The following is a 17,186-nucleotide window of genomic DNA, read 5'->3' on the forward strand; positions in this document are numbered from 1 at the left end:
CATATGCATTTATAACTTATATCGACCAGATCACCATATTTGTTTAATTATTTATTTTTTATATCAAATGTACGTACAACATCAACGAAATGATGTCTTTTTATAAAGCTTGTCCTACAACATTATGGATTCAATATTGCTTTCTTTAAAAAAAAGTGCTAGGATTTAATCAAGTTATGTATGTACTTATTTATTATTAACATTTTTGTTAAGGTAACTTGTACGTACATTATTTTATAATCTTCATGTAAGCGTTACCTGAATATTATAGAATGGTTTAATTTGAAAAAGGAGTGGAAAACATGAATTCATCTCAAACATTTAAAAATCCGATCGTCGAACAGCGTGCTGATCCATGGGTATACAAACACACGGACGGTTACTACTACTTTACAGCATCCGTACCTACGTATGATCGCTTGGAGATTCGTCGCTCTGCTACGATCCAGGGTCTCGGAGATGCAGAAGCGGTAACTGTATGGCGCAAGCATGACCATGGTCCAATGAGCCAGCTGATCTGGGCACCGGAAATTCATTATATTCACGGTAAATGGTACATCTACTTTGCTGCTGCAGATGTAGATCATCCGGTAAATGATACATTTACCCACCGCATGTATGTCATCGAGACCGATGCTGCCAATCCATTGGAAGGCGAATGGGTAGAAAAAGGACAGGTTATTACCGAATGGGAATCTTTTGCACTCGATGCTACTACATTCCAGCACAATGACAAGCTGTACTATGTATGGGCACAACGTGATTATGATATCCCGGGCAACTCCAATCTGTACATTTCCGAAATGGAAAATCCTTGGACACTCAAAGGTCCACAAATTATGCTGACCAAACCGGAACTGGAATGGGAAGTTATCGGCTTCCTCGTTAACGAAGGACCGGCTGTACTTAAAAAGAACGGCAAGATCTTCATTACTTACTCTGCAAGCGCTACCGACATCAACTACTGCATGGGTCTGCTGAGTGCCGATGAGAACAGCGATCTGCTGGATATCAATTCTTGGCACAAATCGGACAAACCAGTATTCCGCAGCGCTCCGGAAAATGGACAATACGGTCCGGGTCATAACAGCTTCACTCGCTCAGAGGATGATCAGCATGATGTATTGATCTATCATGCCCGTAACTACACAGAGATCAAAGGTGATCCGCTGCACGATCCTAACCGTCATACCCGTGCCCAACTGATCGAATGGAATGAAGATGGCACACCAAACTTTGGCAAGCCGGTACCGGACGAAGGATTCGTTCACTCCTGATCCTATAAACAGAAATCATACTGTGATTTGCTGCAACGCCTAAATATCATACACAAATAGAGACAATGCTTCATATTGGATAGGAGGTTTACATCATGAAATTACCTAAATGGAATTTCTGGAATTTTGGCGGTCTTTTCTTCTTCTACTTCTTAATCTGGGCGGTTGTACTGGCCTTCCTGCCGATCTGGCTGAAGGAACAAGCCGGCCTCGATGCTGGACACACCGGTCTGGTCTTCTCGGCGATCTCACTGATCGCTCTTTGTTACCAGCCGTTCTTCGGCGTCATTTCCGATAAGCTGGGCTTCCGGAAAAATCTGTTCTGGTTTGTAGTTTGTGCAGCCCTGTTGATGGGTCCTTTCTTCACCTGGGTATTTATTCCGATCCTGCAATTCAATATCTGGGTAGGTGCTATTGTTGGTGGTATTTACCTCAGTGCCGTGTTCCAGGGTGGTGTAGGGGTTGTTGAAGCGTATATCGAGCGTGCCAGCCGTGCCAGTTCGATCGAGTATGGACGTGTGCGTCTGTTCGGTTCTATCGCAGGTGCTACAGCTACATTGATTGGTGGTATGATGTACCTGGCCAATCCGATCAGCATTTTCTGGTTTGCTTCGGCTTCGGCTGCTGTGCTGGGTATTCTGCTGCGTACAGCCAAAGTGGATACATCTTCTTCGGCTGCTGCAGCTGCTGATCCGGCTGACGGTGGTGAGATTACCAAGGAACGGGTATTCTCGATCTTCAAATTGCGTAATTTCTGGTTCCTGGCTCTGCTGATTGTGGGTACAGCCAGCGTCTATGATGTATTTGACCAGCAATTCCCGAACTATTACAACCAGTTCTTCCCAACTACAGCAATTGGTACACAGCGTTTTAGTGAGCTGGTCTCCCTGCAGACAGCAATCGAAGCTGTACTGATGATCTTCATGCCATGGATTATTAACAAAATTGGTGCGAAAAACGGCCTGATCCTGTTTGGTATTCTGACCTTTGTCCGTATCTTTGGAAGCGCTGTTGCAACCGATACCATTTCCCTTTCTCTGCTGCGTCTGATCGCTGCTGTGGAAATGCCGCTGCTGCTCGTATCCATTTTCAAATACATCACCGGTGTATTCGATGTGAGACTATCCGCTACCATTTATCTGCTCGCATTTAACTTTGCCAAGCAGGCAGCGATCGTAATTTTCTCCAGTATTGCCGGTAACATGTATACCAATATTGGATTCCAGAATACGTATTACTTCCTGAGTGCAATTGTACTGGTTATCACGATTATCTCGATCTTCGGTCTCTCCAATGACAAGAAGCGTCGTAGTCCGGTCGGTGCAGTTCAGCCAAACAGCAAAACCAACATGGTCGCTTCACCAAAAATGTAAACGCTATTTGTAAGCGTTCTTTGTAAGCGATTCACCCCTAAAAGCAACCTTTCCACCATAAATGGAGAAAGGTTGCTTTTTTGTCGGTATTCCCTTGAATCATTTATTGAATCTGGTACAATGTGGTAGTGTCCTGAGCAATACGTCAGGCCTTATTTTACTTGTACAAAGGAGTTAGGAATCTTGAATCCATCTGTTAAAGATCGGCTCTATGCGGTGCTTGGTATTGCTATTGTCTGGGGCGGGGTTATTCTTATCAAAACATTCAGTGGAGATCTATAGGCGACTGCTTTATCTTCATCCGCTGATGGCTACAAGATCAATCTCCTCCATTATTGCTTTCTTGATCCATTGCAATCCGAAAAGCCTGACCAGCACGACTGCTGTCCATTGTACGGCAGTCGCGCTGATCAGGCTTTTGTTTTTTCATTGGTGATTGATCCAGTTGAATGTCTCCACATCTGATCATAACAGTCATAAACAACCTCCCGTCATTGATGAAAATACTTGTCACATGCACATAGATGCTCTCTGTCTCTGTCTCTGTCTCTGTCTCTGTCTCTGTCTCTGTCTCTGTCTCTGTCTCTGTCTCTGTCTCTGTCTCTGTCTCTGTCTCTGTCTCTGTCTCTGTCTCTGTCTCTGTCTCTGTCTCTGTCTCTGTCTCTGTCTCTGTCTCTGTCTCTGTCTCTGTCTCTGTCTCTGTCTCTGTCTCTGTCTCTGTCTCTGTCTCTGTCTCTGTCTCTGTCTCAAGGATTATAGCCTGGCTACGACCCGTGATGTAAAGTGCATATCGAATAAAAAAGACGGAAGATTGCAGCATTCCTGCAACTCTTCCGTCTTTTCTCTGCTGTTTATTTAGTTCAGTTTGTAGAGCAACTCTCCTGCTTGTGTTGCTGTATTACCAGCAGGCTCCAAATTATTATAATTTTGAATATTGGTTACGATCACTGGTGTAATGGTCTCATAGCCATCGGCACGAACAGCTTCCAGATCGAATTCCATCAGCAGATCACCGATCTTCACTTCCTGACCTGCCTGGGCATGCGGTGTAAAGTGTTTGCCTTTCAGCTTCACGGTGTCAATACCGATATGGATCAGCATCTCGGTACCTTCCTCGCTGACCAGACCAATAGCATGACCGCTCTTCGATACGGAGAAGACCGTACCATTGACCGGAGCGACCACACGGCCCTCGGAAGGCTCAATCGCTACACCTTTACCCATAATCTCTTGAGCAAATGCCGGATCGGGAACTTCACTCAGCGGCTTCACTTCGCCACTTAGCGGACTCATGATCTGTGCAGGAATCACTGCAGCCTGCTGGGATTCATGGTCAATCAGAGTAGCGGCTACAGCGCTGGTATTTGCTGCTGCAGGAGTTGCAATTTCTTCTGTGACAGCTTCAGCCTCAGCATCTTCTTCGCTGTCTTCCTTGATTCCCATAAAGTAGGTTACTGCTGCTGCAACTACCAAGGCAATAACCCCACCAATCAATGCATAGACCAGTGTACTAATCTGTGGACTGATAAAGGCTGCGATACTAGGCAGACCGACCAGACCTGTAATAACATAGGATTTGACGTGCATGATTCCCATAAATGCGCCACCTACGGCACCACCGATCAGTGCAGCGATAAACGGCTTTTTGAACTTCATGTTGACCCCGTACATTGCTGGCTCGGTAATCCCCATCACGGCCGTCAAACCTGTCGAGTAGCCAAGCGATTTTAGCTGTTTATTCTTCCCGCGCAGACCTACTCCCAGTGCTGCCCCTGCTTGTCCCAGATTGGCTGCAAACATAAGCGGAATAATAAAATCATACCCAAGTGTTGTAATAGAACCAATAACGATTGGTGTCAGTGCATAGTGCATACCGGTAATGATCAGCAGAGACATTGTTCCACCAATCAGAATACTTGCCAGTACAGATACATTATCAAACAACCATGTAATACCACCAGATAGTCCATTACCGATCAGGGAACCGAGTGGTCCAACAGCGATCAATGTGAGCGGTACCATAATTAGCAGTGTTACAGTAGGTACAATCAGCAATTTAACAGAAGAATGCGTAATACGATCAATTGCTTTCTCTACATAGGAAGCAATCCAAATGGCGATAACGATCGGAATAACGGTCGATGAATATGTGGCTGCCAGAACAGGCAGGCCTGCAAACGATACTGTATCTCCCGGTGCAAGCAGTGCTGTAATCGTCGGGTGCATAATGGCTGCACCAAGCGCTGCACCAATATACATATTACTGCCAAGCTTGCGGGCCGCACTCACTGCCAGGATAATCGGCAGGAAGTAAAAGGCACCATCACCAATCGCAGACAGAATAATATAAGTAGAACTCTTGTCGGACATCCAGCCTACAGCGACCAGAATTGCGATAATCCCTTTGATCATACCTGCACCGGTGATTGCTGGCAGAATCGGGGTGAACATACCGGAAATAAAGTCAAATAATGCGCTTACCGGATTGCGTTTCTTTTTCGGCCGATCACTGCTGGCTTCCATACGTTTGCCACCGGACATCGCGCCGGATAATTCTTTGTAGACAGCAGCCACATCATTACCGATAATAACCTGGAACTGTCCTCCATTTTTCATAACGCCCATAACACCCGGGGTTTTCTCCAGTTTGGCTTTATCTGCTTTGTTATCATCATGCAGATTGAACCGAAGCCGGGTCATACAGTGTGTAACCTGATCGATATTTTCTTCCCCTCCGACCAGCTGCAATACGTCTTTTGCCACTTTCGCTTTATCCATGTCAGACACTCCTTTTAAATGGAACAACAGTTATTTATTGTATGGTTGTGCATATAAAAAAACCTAAATGTGGATGAATGAACCGCGGCAGCCTGTAAGCTGGTGGTATGTATCATTCAACGACATTTAGGTTTTGCCTACCAAAAGTAACAATCCCTGCCGGGTATTATGTTGTACTAGCTAATTACGCGCTTTCATCTTGCTGAATACCATTGTATGGATGCTTATGATGGTTGCTTGTCTGCTGCTCTGTAACTGCTATGCTTGTTCTACATTTTCTTTTTTGGTAACTCTCTCGATATGAATAGTCAGATAAAGCAGCTCTTCATTGGAGAGATCGCGTTGATGAATCTTGCGGGTATAATCCTGAATTTTCAGTGCACAGGCATATGCCTGAGGATACTGCGACTTTACCATATCGTGCAGTGGACTGTCACCCTGATCACTCGCTGCACCGCTCACTACTCGCTGCGCGAAAAACTTGAGATGGGTCAGGAAACGGAAATAGTTAAGCGATTCTTCATCCAGCTCGATTACAAAATGCCGGGTAACAATGCGAAGTACATCTTTGACAATATTGGTCATGCTGACTGTCTCGCTCATCTGTCCGTTCAACTGGGAATTCACAAAATGCAAAGCAATGAATCCACCTTCATCTTCGGGAAGCGACACACCGAGCTTGTCCTCAATCATCTGCAACGCTTTGGTACCAATAAAATATTCCTTACGATATAACTTTTTAATTTCCCATAGTAAAGCATTCTTGATTTCCAATCCCTGCCGATGCCGTTCAATAGCAAAATGAATATGGTCTGTCAGCGAAATATAAATGCTGTCATGCAGCTTACTGCCTAATACAGTCTGCGCATACTGGATAATCTCATCCGAGCATTCCATGTATTCAATCGGAATATCCGACAACAAGGTCATTAACTTATCCGACACTTCCTGACTCTCCAGCTTGAATACCTTTTCAATTTTCGCTTCATCGATAAGGTCATCCGGATGTTTCTTGAATCCGATCCCCCGGCCCATGACGACCAATTCCTGTTTGCCAGGATCTACAACGGTGACGACATTGTTATTCAGAACCTGCGATATTTTCATTCTCATCACCTTTTTTTATAAAAATACTTAAAAAGGCAAAACCAAAAATGACATGCTCGTCAGTTTCGGTTTTGCCTGATTTCTCAGTAACAATCCGTGTTTTGGTTTCTATACATTCATACTAACATAGGCGACAAAAAATGACAACCACATTTGTAAGCCTTTTCTCCTGTACGGAATTATAGTTATTTGTATAGAAAGATATTACCCGGTAATGAGTATTTTTACACAAATTGTCGAAAAATATTATTTAATTAGTTCAAAAGTCTGCTCCAGCGTACTGCCAGAATGTGTGCCGACATAGACTTTAAATTCACCTTCTTCGGCTGTCCATTCCAATCTGGCGTTGCAGTATTCCAAATCCTGCTCGGTGATCACAAATTCGATTTGCGCCGATTCTTGCGGCGCCAGCTGCACTTTCCGGTAGCCTTTTAATTCTCTGACCGGTCGGACAGTCGTTCCGTACAGATCCTGAATATACATCTGGGCGATTTCCTCTCCAGCCATGCTACCCGTATTGGTCACTGTTGCAGTCACCGTAATATGCTCTCCACTCTTCATCTGCTGATGATCGAGCTGCAGATTGGAATAGCTGAACTCGGTGTAGCTCAGTCCGTACCCAAATGGATATAGCGGATCATTGGGACCATCGAGATATTTGGAAATGTATTTCTCCTCCTGGTTCTCTGCAGTCAATGGACGACCTGTATTAAATCGATTGTAGTAAATCGGAGACTGGCCGAGATGTTTGGGAAAGCTCATGGTCAGCTTGCCGGTCGGATTATAGTCGCCAGTCAGTACATCTGCAATGGCATGTCCTGCCTGAGAGCCGAGGAACCATGTCTCTACAATCGCATCTACATTTTGTTCATACCAGTCGAGTACCAGTGGACGACCATTGGTCAGTACGAGTACGACCGGTTTCCCTACCGCAACGACGGCTTCGGCCAGCTGCTGCTGAACAGCAGGAATAGAGATATCCATACGGGATGCTGCTTCTCCGGACATTTCGCTATGCTCACCCAGCGCCAGCAGCACGATGTCTGCCGCTTCTGCAGCGCGAACAGCTTGCTCAATGCCGCCCTCTATCGGATCATTCACACCGCTGCCTTCGGCATACAGTAGATGGTCTTCATCGATTCCTTTGGCTGTTAATCCTTCCAGCAGTGTCACCGTTTCTTCCTTGTAACGGGAGAACTGCCATGTACCCAGCATGTCCTTGCTATCGGCGAATGGTCCGATAACGGCGATTTTCTGTGTGCCGGCCGCTGCTGCTTCAGTCTGCAAAGGCAGGATCTGATCCTGATTTTTGAGCAAAACAATCGACTTGCGTGCAAGTTCCCGACTGGCCTGCAGATGATCGGCATGGAAGTGATACTCTTCTTCTTTTTCCGGACGGATATAACGGAATGGATCATCCATGATACCAATTTTGTATTTATAAATCAGAATCCGGCGTACTGCCGCATCAATCTGCGCTTCTTGTACTTTGCCTTCTTCAATTAATTGTGGCAGGTAGTTCTCATACAGCTGTGTGACCATCTCGATATCCATGGTTGCTTCCAGAGACTGACGGGCTGCATCTTTGCGATCACGAGCGGCTCCATGAATATAAATCTCATCCACTGCTCCATAATCGGAAATCAGCATCCCATCGAATCCGAGTTCTTCACGCAGCAGATCATGCAGGATAAACTTGTTACCCGCAACAGGAATACCATTATAAAAGTTAAAAGCATTCATGACCGAAGCAGAACCTGCTTCCAGACCTGCCTTGAATGGAGGCAAATACACATTGCGCAGCGTCCATTCCGACATATCGACTGTATTGTAATCACGTCCTGCTTCGGAGGCGCCGTAACCAATAAAATGCTTCAGGCAGGCAATCAATGTCTCTTCACTGAACAGACTGTCTCCCTGGAATCCTTCAACCTGGGCACGTGCGATCAATGAACCCAGATATGGATCTTCGCCTGCACCCTCCATGACACGACCCCAGCGGGCATCACGGCTAATATCCACCATAGGCGCATGGTTATACGTAATACCCGATGCTGTTGCTTCTTTGGCTGCAATCATGCAGGCACGCTTGATCTCCTCAAGATCCCAGCTGCACGCCCAAGCCAGCGGAATAGGGAAAATCGTCTGGTACCCATGAATAACGTCGGCATTAAACATCAGCGGAATACGCAGTCGGGACTGTTCTACAGCCATTTTTTGCAAATCAAAAGTACGACGGCTGTTAAATGCGCCCAGGATAGAGCCTACACGTCCTTCACGGACAAGCAGTTCGGTCGGATCCGCTTCGATCTCACCGCCAAAAGCGAATTCGGAATCGGCGCACTGACTCATTTGACCAATTTTCTCAGCCAGGGTCATCTCATTAAGCAGCTGCTCGGCAGATTCCCGGATATTCTCATCACTGCGTGGCGTTACATCCTGTTTGCGATATGGAGCAACCAGTGCAGACAGTTCTGCATGTATATTGGATTTTTGAATAGTCATAATCGTATCCCATCCCCTGTATCATAATAAGTTGGACCAGACGGTGTAACCATAAAGTAACAGTTGAATTATTATTCAAACCTTCCGTTTGCTCATGGTTATAATAAATCGGTATTGTCTGGATAATGTAATAAGCTTATCTATAATGTAGGCTTATTCGCCATGCATTTATGGTATTATTCTTTAATTTTTGGTAAAATCACGATAATTGCACATAGAGCTGCTTACTCAAAAGAGATACGGAGGGAATCAACAATGAATACCGAGTTTCTCAGTCTACTTCGTTTTATGATGAAGATGTTGTATGTGGAATATCACATGCCTATGTATATTATGGATATAAACGGAGAAATGATTGACGAATATCCGATCCAGCCTTTTAACCCGCTGTATACAGATAAACTGCAGGGTCTTGATTTACTGACAGCACAAATACCGGATGATTATCCGGCGGTCAAAGCCACCAATTTTCTGGAGCAGTATCTGATGATTCCGCTTCACCATAATAATGTGCGTCAGGGCACGCTCGTTGCCGGTCCCTTTTTTCATGCGATCGTGCCGGAAGAATTGGTCAAAGGCATTATTCGCGATTACCATCTGACTTTTCGCCAGCAGGATAATGTACTGGAATTTTATCGGCGGGTACCCCTGATTTCCAAGGAACGAATCTACAATGCTGCTGTCATGATCCATTATATGCTGTATCAGGTTCAGCTCGATATCGCTGAAGTTATCCAGCATACCCTGTATATCGACATTGTCCCCAGCGATCTGCCTGCTGTTCCGGATGAACCGCCTTCCCCCTATGACAATTACGAACAGCATTCTCAGACTTCCTATCATCAGAATCCGGAAATGGAAAAGGTCTTCCTGCAGTACATCCGTGAGGGACGCAAGGAAGACCTCGTAAAATGGGAACTGGGATTTCCTACAGAAAAACTGGGCGTATTATCCAAAAAAAGCCTGCTGCGCAGCGAGAAAAATCTGGCAATCTGCTCTATCACACTCGCTACCCGTGCTGCTATGGATGGCGGAGTTAATGCTGAGATTGCCTACACGCTCAGCGACCTTCATATTCAGGCGATTGAAGAATGCCAGACACCTGCCGAAGTGAAAATTGCTCTGCAAAAATGCCATACCGACTTTGTTGATCGTGTACTGGAAGGTCAGCGGAAGCGGTATTCGGAAGAGATTAATATTTGCCGGAATTATATTTTCAATCATCTGTATGAACCGATTCATCTGCATCAGCTGGCAGCCGCTGCCCAGCTCAATGCCGACTATCTGTCACAAGTATTCCGACGTGAGACCGGGGTATCTCCTGTTATGTATATTCAACAGGCCCGAATCGAGGAGGCCAAGCGGCTGATTGGTCTCTCCGCTCACTCGCTGGCAGAGATTGCAGCAATGCTGCAGTTTCATGATCAAAGCTATTTCACCAAGATATTCAAAAAATACGTAGGCATCACACCCAAGCAGTATCGTAAAAATCCGACAGGCGGTGAACGCGCAGCACTGATAGCCCATCAGATGGCTTGACTTAAACGAGACAAACAAGGAAGTTAATTATGGATCGTCTCGGATAAAATCTGCTTGGCAGTAGTCCAGTGAATGTCCGAATAACGATCATTATCTATCTGCTGCAGCTTGCCGGCACCAGTGAACATACCATTCATATACTGCATACCCTGCCAGGCCGGAAAAGCATCCTGCTTCTTCCTGTCAAAACGGCGTGCTACTCCTGTCAGAAACTCCAGACGCTTATGGCCTCCTGCTCGAAGCAGACGATAATGCTGACCGCTGATCTCGCTCATAATGGCTACCAATTGGCTGGCACTCACCTGATCGCCAGCAATATGAAGAAAGCGCGGCGTATCCTGATCCAGAGCAGCTCGCGCCGTATAGGCAGCTACATTATCCTTGGTAGTGAAATCCATGAGCTGATCTGCATTTTCCCAATATAAGATGCGTTTATAGCGGAAAAGTACAATGGGCACCATGCCGGTCAACAGTTCGCCAAATGCTCCATTCAAGATGGAAGTCGCTTTGATCGGCGCTTCGTCCAGCCGTTTCATAAATTCACGGCGCAAGTTCAGATTTCGATTGGACCCTTCCGGCAAATGACGATAGTCCATAGAGTAATCGGATGGGATAAACCGGGGAACTCCTGCCTGAACAGCTGCATTCAACAGCAGCGTCTGGGTATCGATGATCACATCGCGTAGTCCATTCAGTACGGAGACTACACAGAAGACATCCGCGCAGGCTTCTCGTAGCGCTGCCGCATCATTGTAATCAATCGGAACAGGCACTGCACCCAGCTGGCGCAGATGCTCCAACTTGCTCGCTGATGTAGTGGGACGGACAATCGTTTTGACTCGTGCTCCTTGCTCAATAAGAGCTTTGGTAATGCGTTCACCGAGATCTCCGGTGGCTCCGGCAAGGAGTATGGTTGTACGGGAATTATTCAAAAGAACATCCACCTTTTAAGTATATTTTGTTATTTCTTATTCTCGACCATTGACCAGCAGCTTGTACATAAAATAACCCTCTCTCCTGCTATTTTTATGCAGTGTGAGAGGGTTGTTTTAATTTACTTGTTCACCGGATGAATCTTCCAGATCTCGGACGCATATTGTCCAATCGTGCGATCACTGGAGAATTTGCCGGAGTGGGCGATATTATGAATCGATCGTTTCAGCCAGTCTTTCTGATTGCGGTAGGCTGCTTCGATCTGTACATGCGATTCGGCATAGGAATCGAAATCCTTGAGCATGAAGTACTCGTCATTGCCATCCAGCAGCGAGCGATACAAGGAGTCAAACTCATAGGAATTCTGGGCAAACGGACCCGGAGTGACCAGTTGATCGACCACTTCCTTGATCCGTGGATCGCTGTTGTAGATATCCCGTGCGTTGTAGCCTCCATGCTGGTAATAGTTCATTACCTGATCCGCTGTCAGACCGAAAATGAACATATTGGCATCTCCCAGCATTTCATACATCTCTACATTCGCACCATCCATCGTACCGATCGTCAGTGCTCCGTTCATCATCAGCTTCATATTCCCTGTACCGGAAGCTTCCTTACTCGCTGTAGAGATCTGTTCACTGACATCGGCTGCCGGAATGATCTTCTCTGCCAGTGATACCGAATAATTTTCCAGGAAAAAGACATTCAGCTTGTCCTTCACATCCGGATCGTTATTCACTACATTGGCTACCGTATTAATCAGCTTGATCGTGCTTTTTGCCAGATAATAGCCTGGTGCCGCTTTGGCTCCAAATATAAAGGTACGCGGCACCATATCATGGGACGGCATTGATTTGAGCTGATTGTACAGATACATAACATGCAGAATATTCAGGAATTGACGCTTGTACGCATGCAGACGCTTCACCTGAACATCGAAGATGGATTCGGTATTCACAACCGTTCCATACTTTTGTTCGATATAAGAAGCCAGACGCTGCTTGTTATGCTGTTTGATTGCAGCAGCTTTTTCCTGGAATCCGGCGTCTTCGCTATATTTGAGAATGCCGACCAGTTCCTGTGGATGAGTGATCCAGCGACTGCCAATCGAGTCACTGATCAGATCACATAGTTCGGGATTGGCATGCATCAGCCAGCGACGATGGGTAATTCCGTTTGTTTTATTATTAAAACGCTGCGGATACAGCTCATAAAAATTACGCATTTCCCGCTCTTTGAGGATATCCGTGTGCAGCGCAGCAACTCCGTTAATACTGTGACTGCCGGCAATCGCCAGATGAGCCATTTTGACCTGATCATCATAGACGATCGCCATATGTGCGACACGATCCGGATCATCAGGATACTTATCCATTAACATTTTGCAGAAACGGGTATTGATCTCTTCAATGATCATATACACACGCGGCATCAATTCGCGGATCATCTGTGCCGGCCATCTCTCCAGTGCTTCACTCAGAATCGTATGATTGGTATAGGAAACGGTACGACATGTAATATCCCAAGCCGCATCCCATCCATAGCCCTTTTCATCCATCAGGATCCGCATCAGTTCCGGAATAACCAGTGTCGGATGCGTATCATTAATATGGATCGCAATCTGATCCGGCAGATGATCATAGCTCAGATTGAGCTTATCATACGTGCGCAGAATACTCTGCAGACCGGCAGAACAGAGGAAGTACTGCTGCTTCAGACGCAGCAGACGACCTTCGTAATGGCTATCATCCGGATACAGGAACTCTGAGATCGATTCGACCGAGCGGTTGTAGTTCAGGTAATTGTAATAGTTGCCACCGTTCGCCATATTGCGGTTGGCCATCTCGCGTACCGGCTCTGCACTCCACAGTCGCAGTGTATTGATATGATAGTCTGGATTGCTGCCTTTGTAACCAATTACCGGCACATCATAAGGCACTGCCCAGACCGCTTCATAATCACGCGTCGAAAAGTACAGCTCGCCATCTTCTTCGCGAGTCTCAACCTGACCCCCGAAGCGTACTTCCACTTTGCGATCAGCGCGACGGACTTCCCATTCAAATCCCTTTTGCAGCCAATCATCCGGCAGTTCCACCTGGTTGCCATCGACAATTTTCTGCTCAAACAATCCGTATTGATAACGTATTCCGCAGCCATGACCTGCATATCCCAGCGAAGCCAGAGAATCGAGGAAGCAGGCAGCCAGGCGACCGAGACCGCCGTTGCCAAGACCTGCATCTGCTTCTTCCTCTTCTATATCCCCGAGTGATATACCCAGATCTTCCAGACCTTCCTTGACCGTCTTCAGCATGCCCATATTCAGCAGATTGTTACCAAGCAGACGACCAATCAGGAATTCAAGCGACAGGTAATACACCTGCTTTTCCTGGTCCTGGCGCAGCTCACGGTTCGTAGCTGCCCATTCCCGGCCTGCAAACTCGCGCAGCATCCGGCTCAGAATCGTATAGACATCTTCATTGGACACTTCGTCCAGCGGCTTCCCCAGCTTGGAGACAACATTGTTCTGAAAGATCTGTTTAAATTCTTCTTTGTTTTTAAACAAAAGTGTATTCCTCCTGCAGTCAGATTAGCATCAGCGTTTACAGAGAAGTACTTTTGGCGGTTACATAAGGATGTTTTACATCACCGATCAAGGTACGATCGTGAGTGATTTGTACATCCTTGTCGAGAATCACATTTTCCAGCACTGCTCCAGACTCAATCGTGCATTTTTGCAGGATGATCGAGTTGATGACTTTGGCGCCCTTTTCAACTTTAACGCCGCGGAACAGAATACTATTGTCCACTTCGCCGCCAATTACGCAGCCGTTCGCTACGAGGGAATTATGCACCTGCGCCGATTCCAGATACTTGGCTGGAGCTTCATATTTGATCTTGGTCTGAACCGGATTCTCGCGGAACAGCTGATGATAATTGTCCGGGCAGAGCAGATCCATACTATTTTTATAATAGCTCTCTACCGAGTTAATGACGGCATTATAGCCTGTGTATTCATAACCGGCTATTTTCAGATGATTCGGATTGTTCTGAATGGCATCGCGGAAGAAATAACTTTTGCCATGGGCAATGCAGTAATTCACCTGCTCCAGGTATAGATCCTTGCTCATAATGAATGCTTCGAGGTAAATATTGTTATGATCCAATTCCTGATGGATATCGGTAACAAATCCACTCTCATCCACTTCGATCCGGCGGCAGGCACTATGCTCAGGCATAAGCTGGTCCACTTTTTTGTAAATGACAGTTACATCCGCACCTTTTTCCAGGTGATAGGCATAGACGTCCTTATAATCAATCTTGTTCACATGCTGGGTACCGGTATGAATAATAATGTCACCGGTACTGCGATGGAAGAAATCCATATTATTATGGATATGCTGCAGATCACCTGTCGATGTATCGGTCGGATCATGCCAGTCTGGTGGAAGAATGAAGAGTCCACCACGTTTGCGGTCCAGATCCCAAGGTCTGCCTTCTCCCAGATGATCCATTAGAGAACGGTATTTGCGGCGGACAAACAGCGAGATATCCTGTGCCCCTGCGTACATCATGTTGGACAATGCAAAGTCAATCAAACGGTAACGGCCAGCAAACGGAACTGCCGCGCCGCAGCGGAAATAAGTTAATTCCTTCAATTGATCCAGTTCATGATCGAGATTAATAACGCCTACAAATCCTTTCATTGCAGTCACCGTCCTCTATATTATGATTCGTTGGTTACGAGCATGATTTCCTTTTCATCCGTACGTTCCACACCGATCTGTGCTCCATCTTCCAGCACCATGTCTTCATTGACAATCGCTTTGTGAATACGTACATTCTTGCCGATTTTGACGCCTGGCATAATCACGGAATCCGTAATGACACTGCCTTCCCCGACTTCAACATTGAAGAAGAGAACCGAGTGTTTTACTTCACCGTGAACGATGCACCCTTCATTGACAATACTATCCTGAACGACTGCCGAAGGTGCAATATAAGCGGCTGGCTGATTCGGACTGCGTGTGAAGATTCTCCAGTTCGGATCATTCAAATCCAGCTCCGGTGCTTCGGACAGCATATCCATGTTCGCTTCCCACAAGCTCTCGATTGTACCTACATCGCGCCAGTATCCTTCGAATGGATAAGCGTATAAGGTTTTGTTATCGCCAAGCAGTAATGGAATCAGGTCTTTACCAAAGTCATAAGAGGAAGCGGGATCTTGCTCATCCTTGATCAGATAGGATTTGAGCACATCCCATTTAAACAGATAGACACCCATAGAGGCCAGTGTGCTTTTCGGGTTCTTTGGTTTTTCATCGAATTCATAGATTTTGAGGTCATCGTGGGTATTCAGCATACCGAAACGGCTGGCTTCTTCCAGCGTTACATTTACGACAGAGATGGTGCAGTCTGCATTTTTTGCTTTATGATAATCAATCATTTTTTGATAATCCATTTTGTAGATATGGTCACCTGACAGAATCAGCACATGCTCGGGATCAAAGCTCTCTACGAACTTGAGATTGCGGTAGATTGCATCCGCTGTACCCTGATACCAGCTGCTGCCTTCCTGGCGTTCATGCGGTGGCAGTACGAATACCCCACCATTTTTGCGATCCATATCCCAGTCGTTACCGACTCCTATGTACGCATGCAGGAGTGTCGGCTCATATTGTGTCAGAACACCTACAGTATCAATGCAGGAATTGGCACAGTTGCTGAGCGGGAAGTCAATAATCCGATACGTTCCGCCAAAATAGACGGCTGGCTTTGCCAGTGATTTGGTCAAATCTTTCAGTCTCTTGCCTTGTCCTCCGGCAAGCAGCATAGCCACTACTTCTTTTTTACTCATGGGAAAGCCTCCTTGGTATGAGTTGTCATATTCTTTACCTGAAATACGATAACGCTGAGAGACTAATACTGAATTGCATTTGAGCCAGATCATTACCGCTTAATAAAGGGGAGACTTCCTCGTGACGCATCGGATCGCAACTGCTGTCCGTTACAGCTGGATAGCTTACAGATTCTCCTGAAAACGGATACCCGTAATACTCTCTGCACGGCATGCTTCCACAAATTCAGCCGAAGCCACGATCAGACTGATATCTTCATTGGAGCGGACCAGACCGTGCCCCTGAAGCGCGTCAGGCCGGAAAGCCACCGAAATCAAATGCGGCGGGCTGCCATGTATGCCTGGAAGCAGCGGCACATATACCGACTCCTCCATATCCAGGCAGTTGATTACGCTGGTGATGTTGGGAACCTGGAATCCTTTGAGTGGTTCGCCATTAACGGTCACCTCTGCATCAATCAGCTGTACATCCCTGGGTGCATACTTGCGGATCAACGCCGCCAGACGCGGGCCAATCAGATCCGGCCCATCTGTCATAAACCAGTCAAAATGAAGCAGCCTTCCAAGATCCACTTCTCCCTGAAGATGAAACTTGGGGGATTTGGCCCAATCTTTTTGCACCGTACCCTTCTTGAAATTCAGGTGATCCGGTGAATCGTGGAAACTGTACTTGAACCAGTAACGGTCCGGGTAAATCTCTGCCGGTAGCAGGATATAACACATAGGCATCTCTTCCTTTCGAGAACGGCAGGCAAATCATAGATACAAAGAAATGATTCAATAGCCCTAATAATAATGATGCTATGGTATATTTCTACA

The 17,186-nt window shown here is 46.2% G+C and carries 12 protein-coding genes; 3 read left to right on the forward strand and 9 right to left on the reverse strand.

From position 1 onward, the window contains the following. The first annotated feature begins 302 nt into the window (after window positions 1-302). Both WH46_RS18365 and WH46_RS18370 read left to right on the forward strand, forming a co-directional pair. Window positions 303-1,277, forward strand: coding sequence for a glycoside hydrolase family 43 protein (locus WH46_RS18365; protein WP_017813241.1), 975 nt, complete (start codon window positions 303-305; stop codon window positions 1,275-1,277). Between the two features lie 95 nt (window positions 1,278-1,372). Next, on the forward strand, window positions 1,373-2,650 hold the full coding sequence (locus WH46_RS18370; protein ID WP_046227847.1) for an MFS transporter: 1,278 nt from the start codon (window positions 1,373-1,375) through the stop codon (window positions 2,648-2,650). Between the two features lie 319 nt (window positions 2,651-2,969). Here the strand turns inward: WH46_RS18370 and WH46_RS24140 are convergent, their stop codons facing one another. From WH46_RS24140 to WH46_RS18390, 4 genes are all read right to left on the reverse strand, one after another. After that, a complete protein-coding gene (locus tag WH46_RS24140) occupies window positions 2,970-3,470 on the reverse strand; it encodes a hypothetical protein (protein WP_046227848.1) in 501 nt (166 codons plus the stop codon). Window positions 3,471-3,505: 35 nt separating this feature from the next. Further along, window positions 3,506-5,428: a beta-glucoside-specific PTS transporter subunit IIABC gene (locus WH46_RS18380; RefSeq protein WP_046227849.1), complete on the reverse strand. Its 1,923-nt coding sequence runs from the start codon at window positions 5,426-5,428 to the stop codon at window positions 3,506-3,508. 258 nt (window positions 5,429-5,686) lie between these two features. Continuing rightward, complete coding sequence (gene licT, locus WH46_RS18385; RefSeq protein WP_017813236.1) at window positions 5,687-6,535, reverse strand: BglG family transcription antiterminator LicT; 849 nt, start codon at window positions 6,533-6,535, stop codon at window positions 5,687-5,689. Between the two features lie 246 nt (window positions 6,536-6,781). Continuing rightward, window positions 6,782-9,040: a glycoside hydrolase family 3 N-terminal domain-containing protein gene (locus WH46_RS18390; RefSeq protein WP_052714298.1), complete on the reverse strand. Its 2,259-nt coding sequence runs from the start codon at window positions 9,038-9,040 to the stop codon at window positions 6,782-6,784. A 255-nt stretch (window positions 9,041-9,295) separates the two neighbouring features. Here WH46_RS18390 and WH46_RS18395 point away from each other — a divergent pair, with 255 nt between their 5' ends. Then, window positions 9,296-10,579 carry a helix-turn-helix domain-containing protein gene (locus WH46_RS18395; protein ID WP_046227850.1) on the forward strand — a complete coding sequence of 428 codons (1,284 nt, stop codon included), beginning with the start codon at window positions 9,296-9,298 and terminating at the stop codon, window positions 10,577-10,579. A 23-nt stretch (window positions 10,580-10,602) separates the two neighbouring features. On the opposite strand, the gene WH46_RS18400 is transcribed toward WH46_RS18395, so the two are convergent. The 5 genes from WH46_RS18400 to WH46_RS18420 form a co-directional block, all read right to left on the reverse strand. Next, window positions 10,603-11,511, reverse strand: coding sequence for an NmrA family NAD(P)-binding protein (locus tag WH46_RS18400; protein WP_046227851.1), 909 nt, complete (start codon window positions 11,509-11,511; stop codon window positions 10,603-10,605). A 122-nt stretch (window positions 11,512-11,633) separates the two neighbouring features. After that, window positions 11,634-14,075, reverse strand: a complete 2,442-nt coding sequence (locus WH46_RS18405; protein ID WP_046227852.1) for a glycogen/starch/alpha-glucan phosphorylase — start codon at window positions 14,073-14,075, stop codon at window positions 11,634-11,636. A gap of 37 nt (window positions 14,076-14,112) precedes the next feature. Further along, window positions 14,113-15,216 (reverse strand): glucose-1-phosphate adenylyltransferase subunit GlgD, encoded by a 1,104-nt coding sequence (glgD, locus tag WH46_RS18410; RefSeq protein ID WP_046227853.1) that lies wholly within the window; start codon window positions 15,214-15,216, stop codon window positions 14,113-14,115. 20 nt (window positions 15,217-15,236) lie between these two features. Then, complete coding sequence (locus tag WH46_RS18415) at window positions 15,237-16,367, reverse strand: glucose-1-phosphate adenylyltransferase (RefSeq protein ID WP_046227854.1); 1,131 nt, start codon at window positions 16,365-16,367, stop codon at window positions 15,237-15,239. Between the two features lie 165 nt (window positions 16,368-16,532). After that, window positions 16,533-17,090, reverse strand: a complete 558-nt coding sequence (locus tag WH46_RS18420) for an imm11 family protein (protein WP_046227855.1) — start codon at window positions 17,088-17,090, stop codon at window positions 16,533-16,535. Window positions 17,091-17,186 lie beyond the last annotated feature (96 nt).

The sequence above is a fragment of the Paenibacillus dauci genome (assembly GCF_000971985.1).
In the GTDB taxonomy this organism is placed as follows: domain Bacteria; phylum Bacillota; class Bacilli; order Paenibacillales; family Paenibacillaceae; genus Saccharibacillus; species Saccharibacillus dauci.

Bases quoted from the DNA above. Each gene is read 5' to 3' on its own strand.
- WH46_RS18395 (WP_046227850.1), top strand. From the start codon at position 9,296: ATGAATACCGAGTTTCTCAGTCTACTTCGTTTTATGATGAAGATGTTG.
- glgD (WP_046227853.1), bottom strand. From the start codon at position 15,216: ATGAAAGGATTTGTAGGCGTTATTAATCTCGATCATGAACTGGATCAA.
- WH46_RS18415 (WP_046227854.1), bottom strand. From the start codon at position 16,367: ATGAGTAAAAAAGAAGTAGTGGCTATGCTGCTTGCCGGAGGACAAGGC.
- WH46_RS18380 (WP_046227849.1), bottom strand. From the start codon at position 5,428: ATGGATAAAGCGAAAGTGGCAAAAGACGTATTGCAGCTGGTCGGAGGG.
- WH46_RS18370 (WP_046227847.1), top strand. From the start codon at position 1,373: ATGAAATTACCTAAATGGAATTTCTGGAATTTTGGCGGTCTTTTCTTC.
- licT (WP_017813236.1), bottom strand. From the start codon at position 6,535: ATGAAAATATCGCAGGTTCTGAATAACAATGTCGTCACCGTTGTAGAT.
- WH46_RS18420 (WP_046227855.1), bottom strand. From the start codon at position 17,090: ATGTGTTATATCCTGCTACCGGCAGAGATTTACCCGGACCGTTACTGG.
- WH46_RS18390 (WP_052714298.1), bottom strand. From the start codon at position 9,040: ATGACTATTCAAAAATCCAATATACATGCAGAACTGTCTGCACTGGTT.
- WH46_RS24140 (WP_046227848.1), bottom strand. From the start codon at position 3,470: ATGCTGCAATCTTCCGTCTTTTTTATTCGATATGCACTTTACATCACG.
- WH46_RS18365 (WP_017813241.1), top strand. From the start codon at position 303: ATGAATTCATCTCAAACATTTAAAAATCCGATCGTCGAACAGCGTGCT.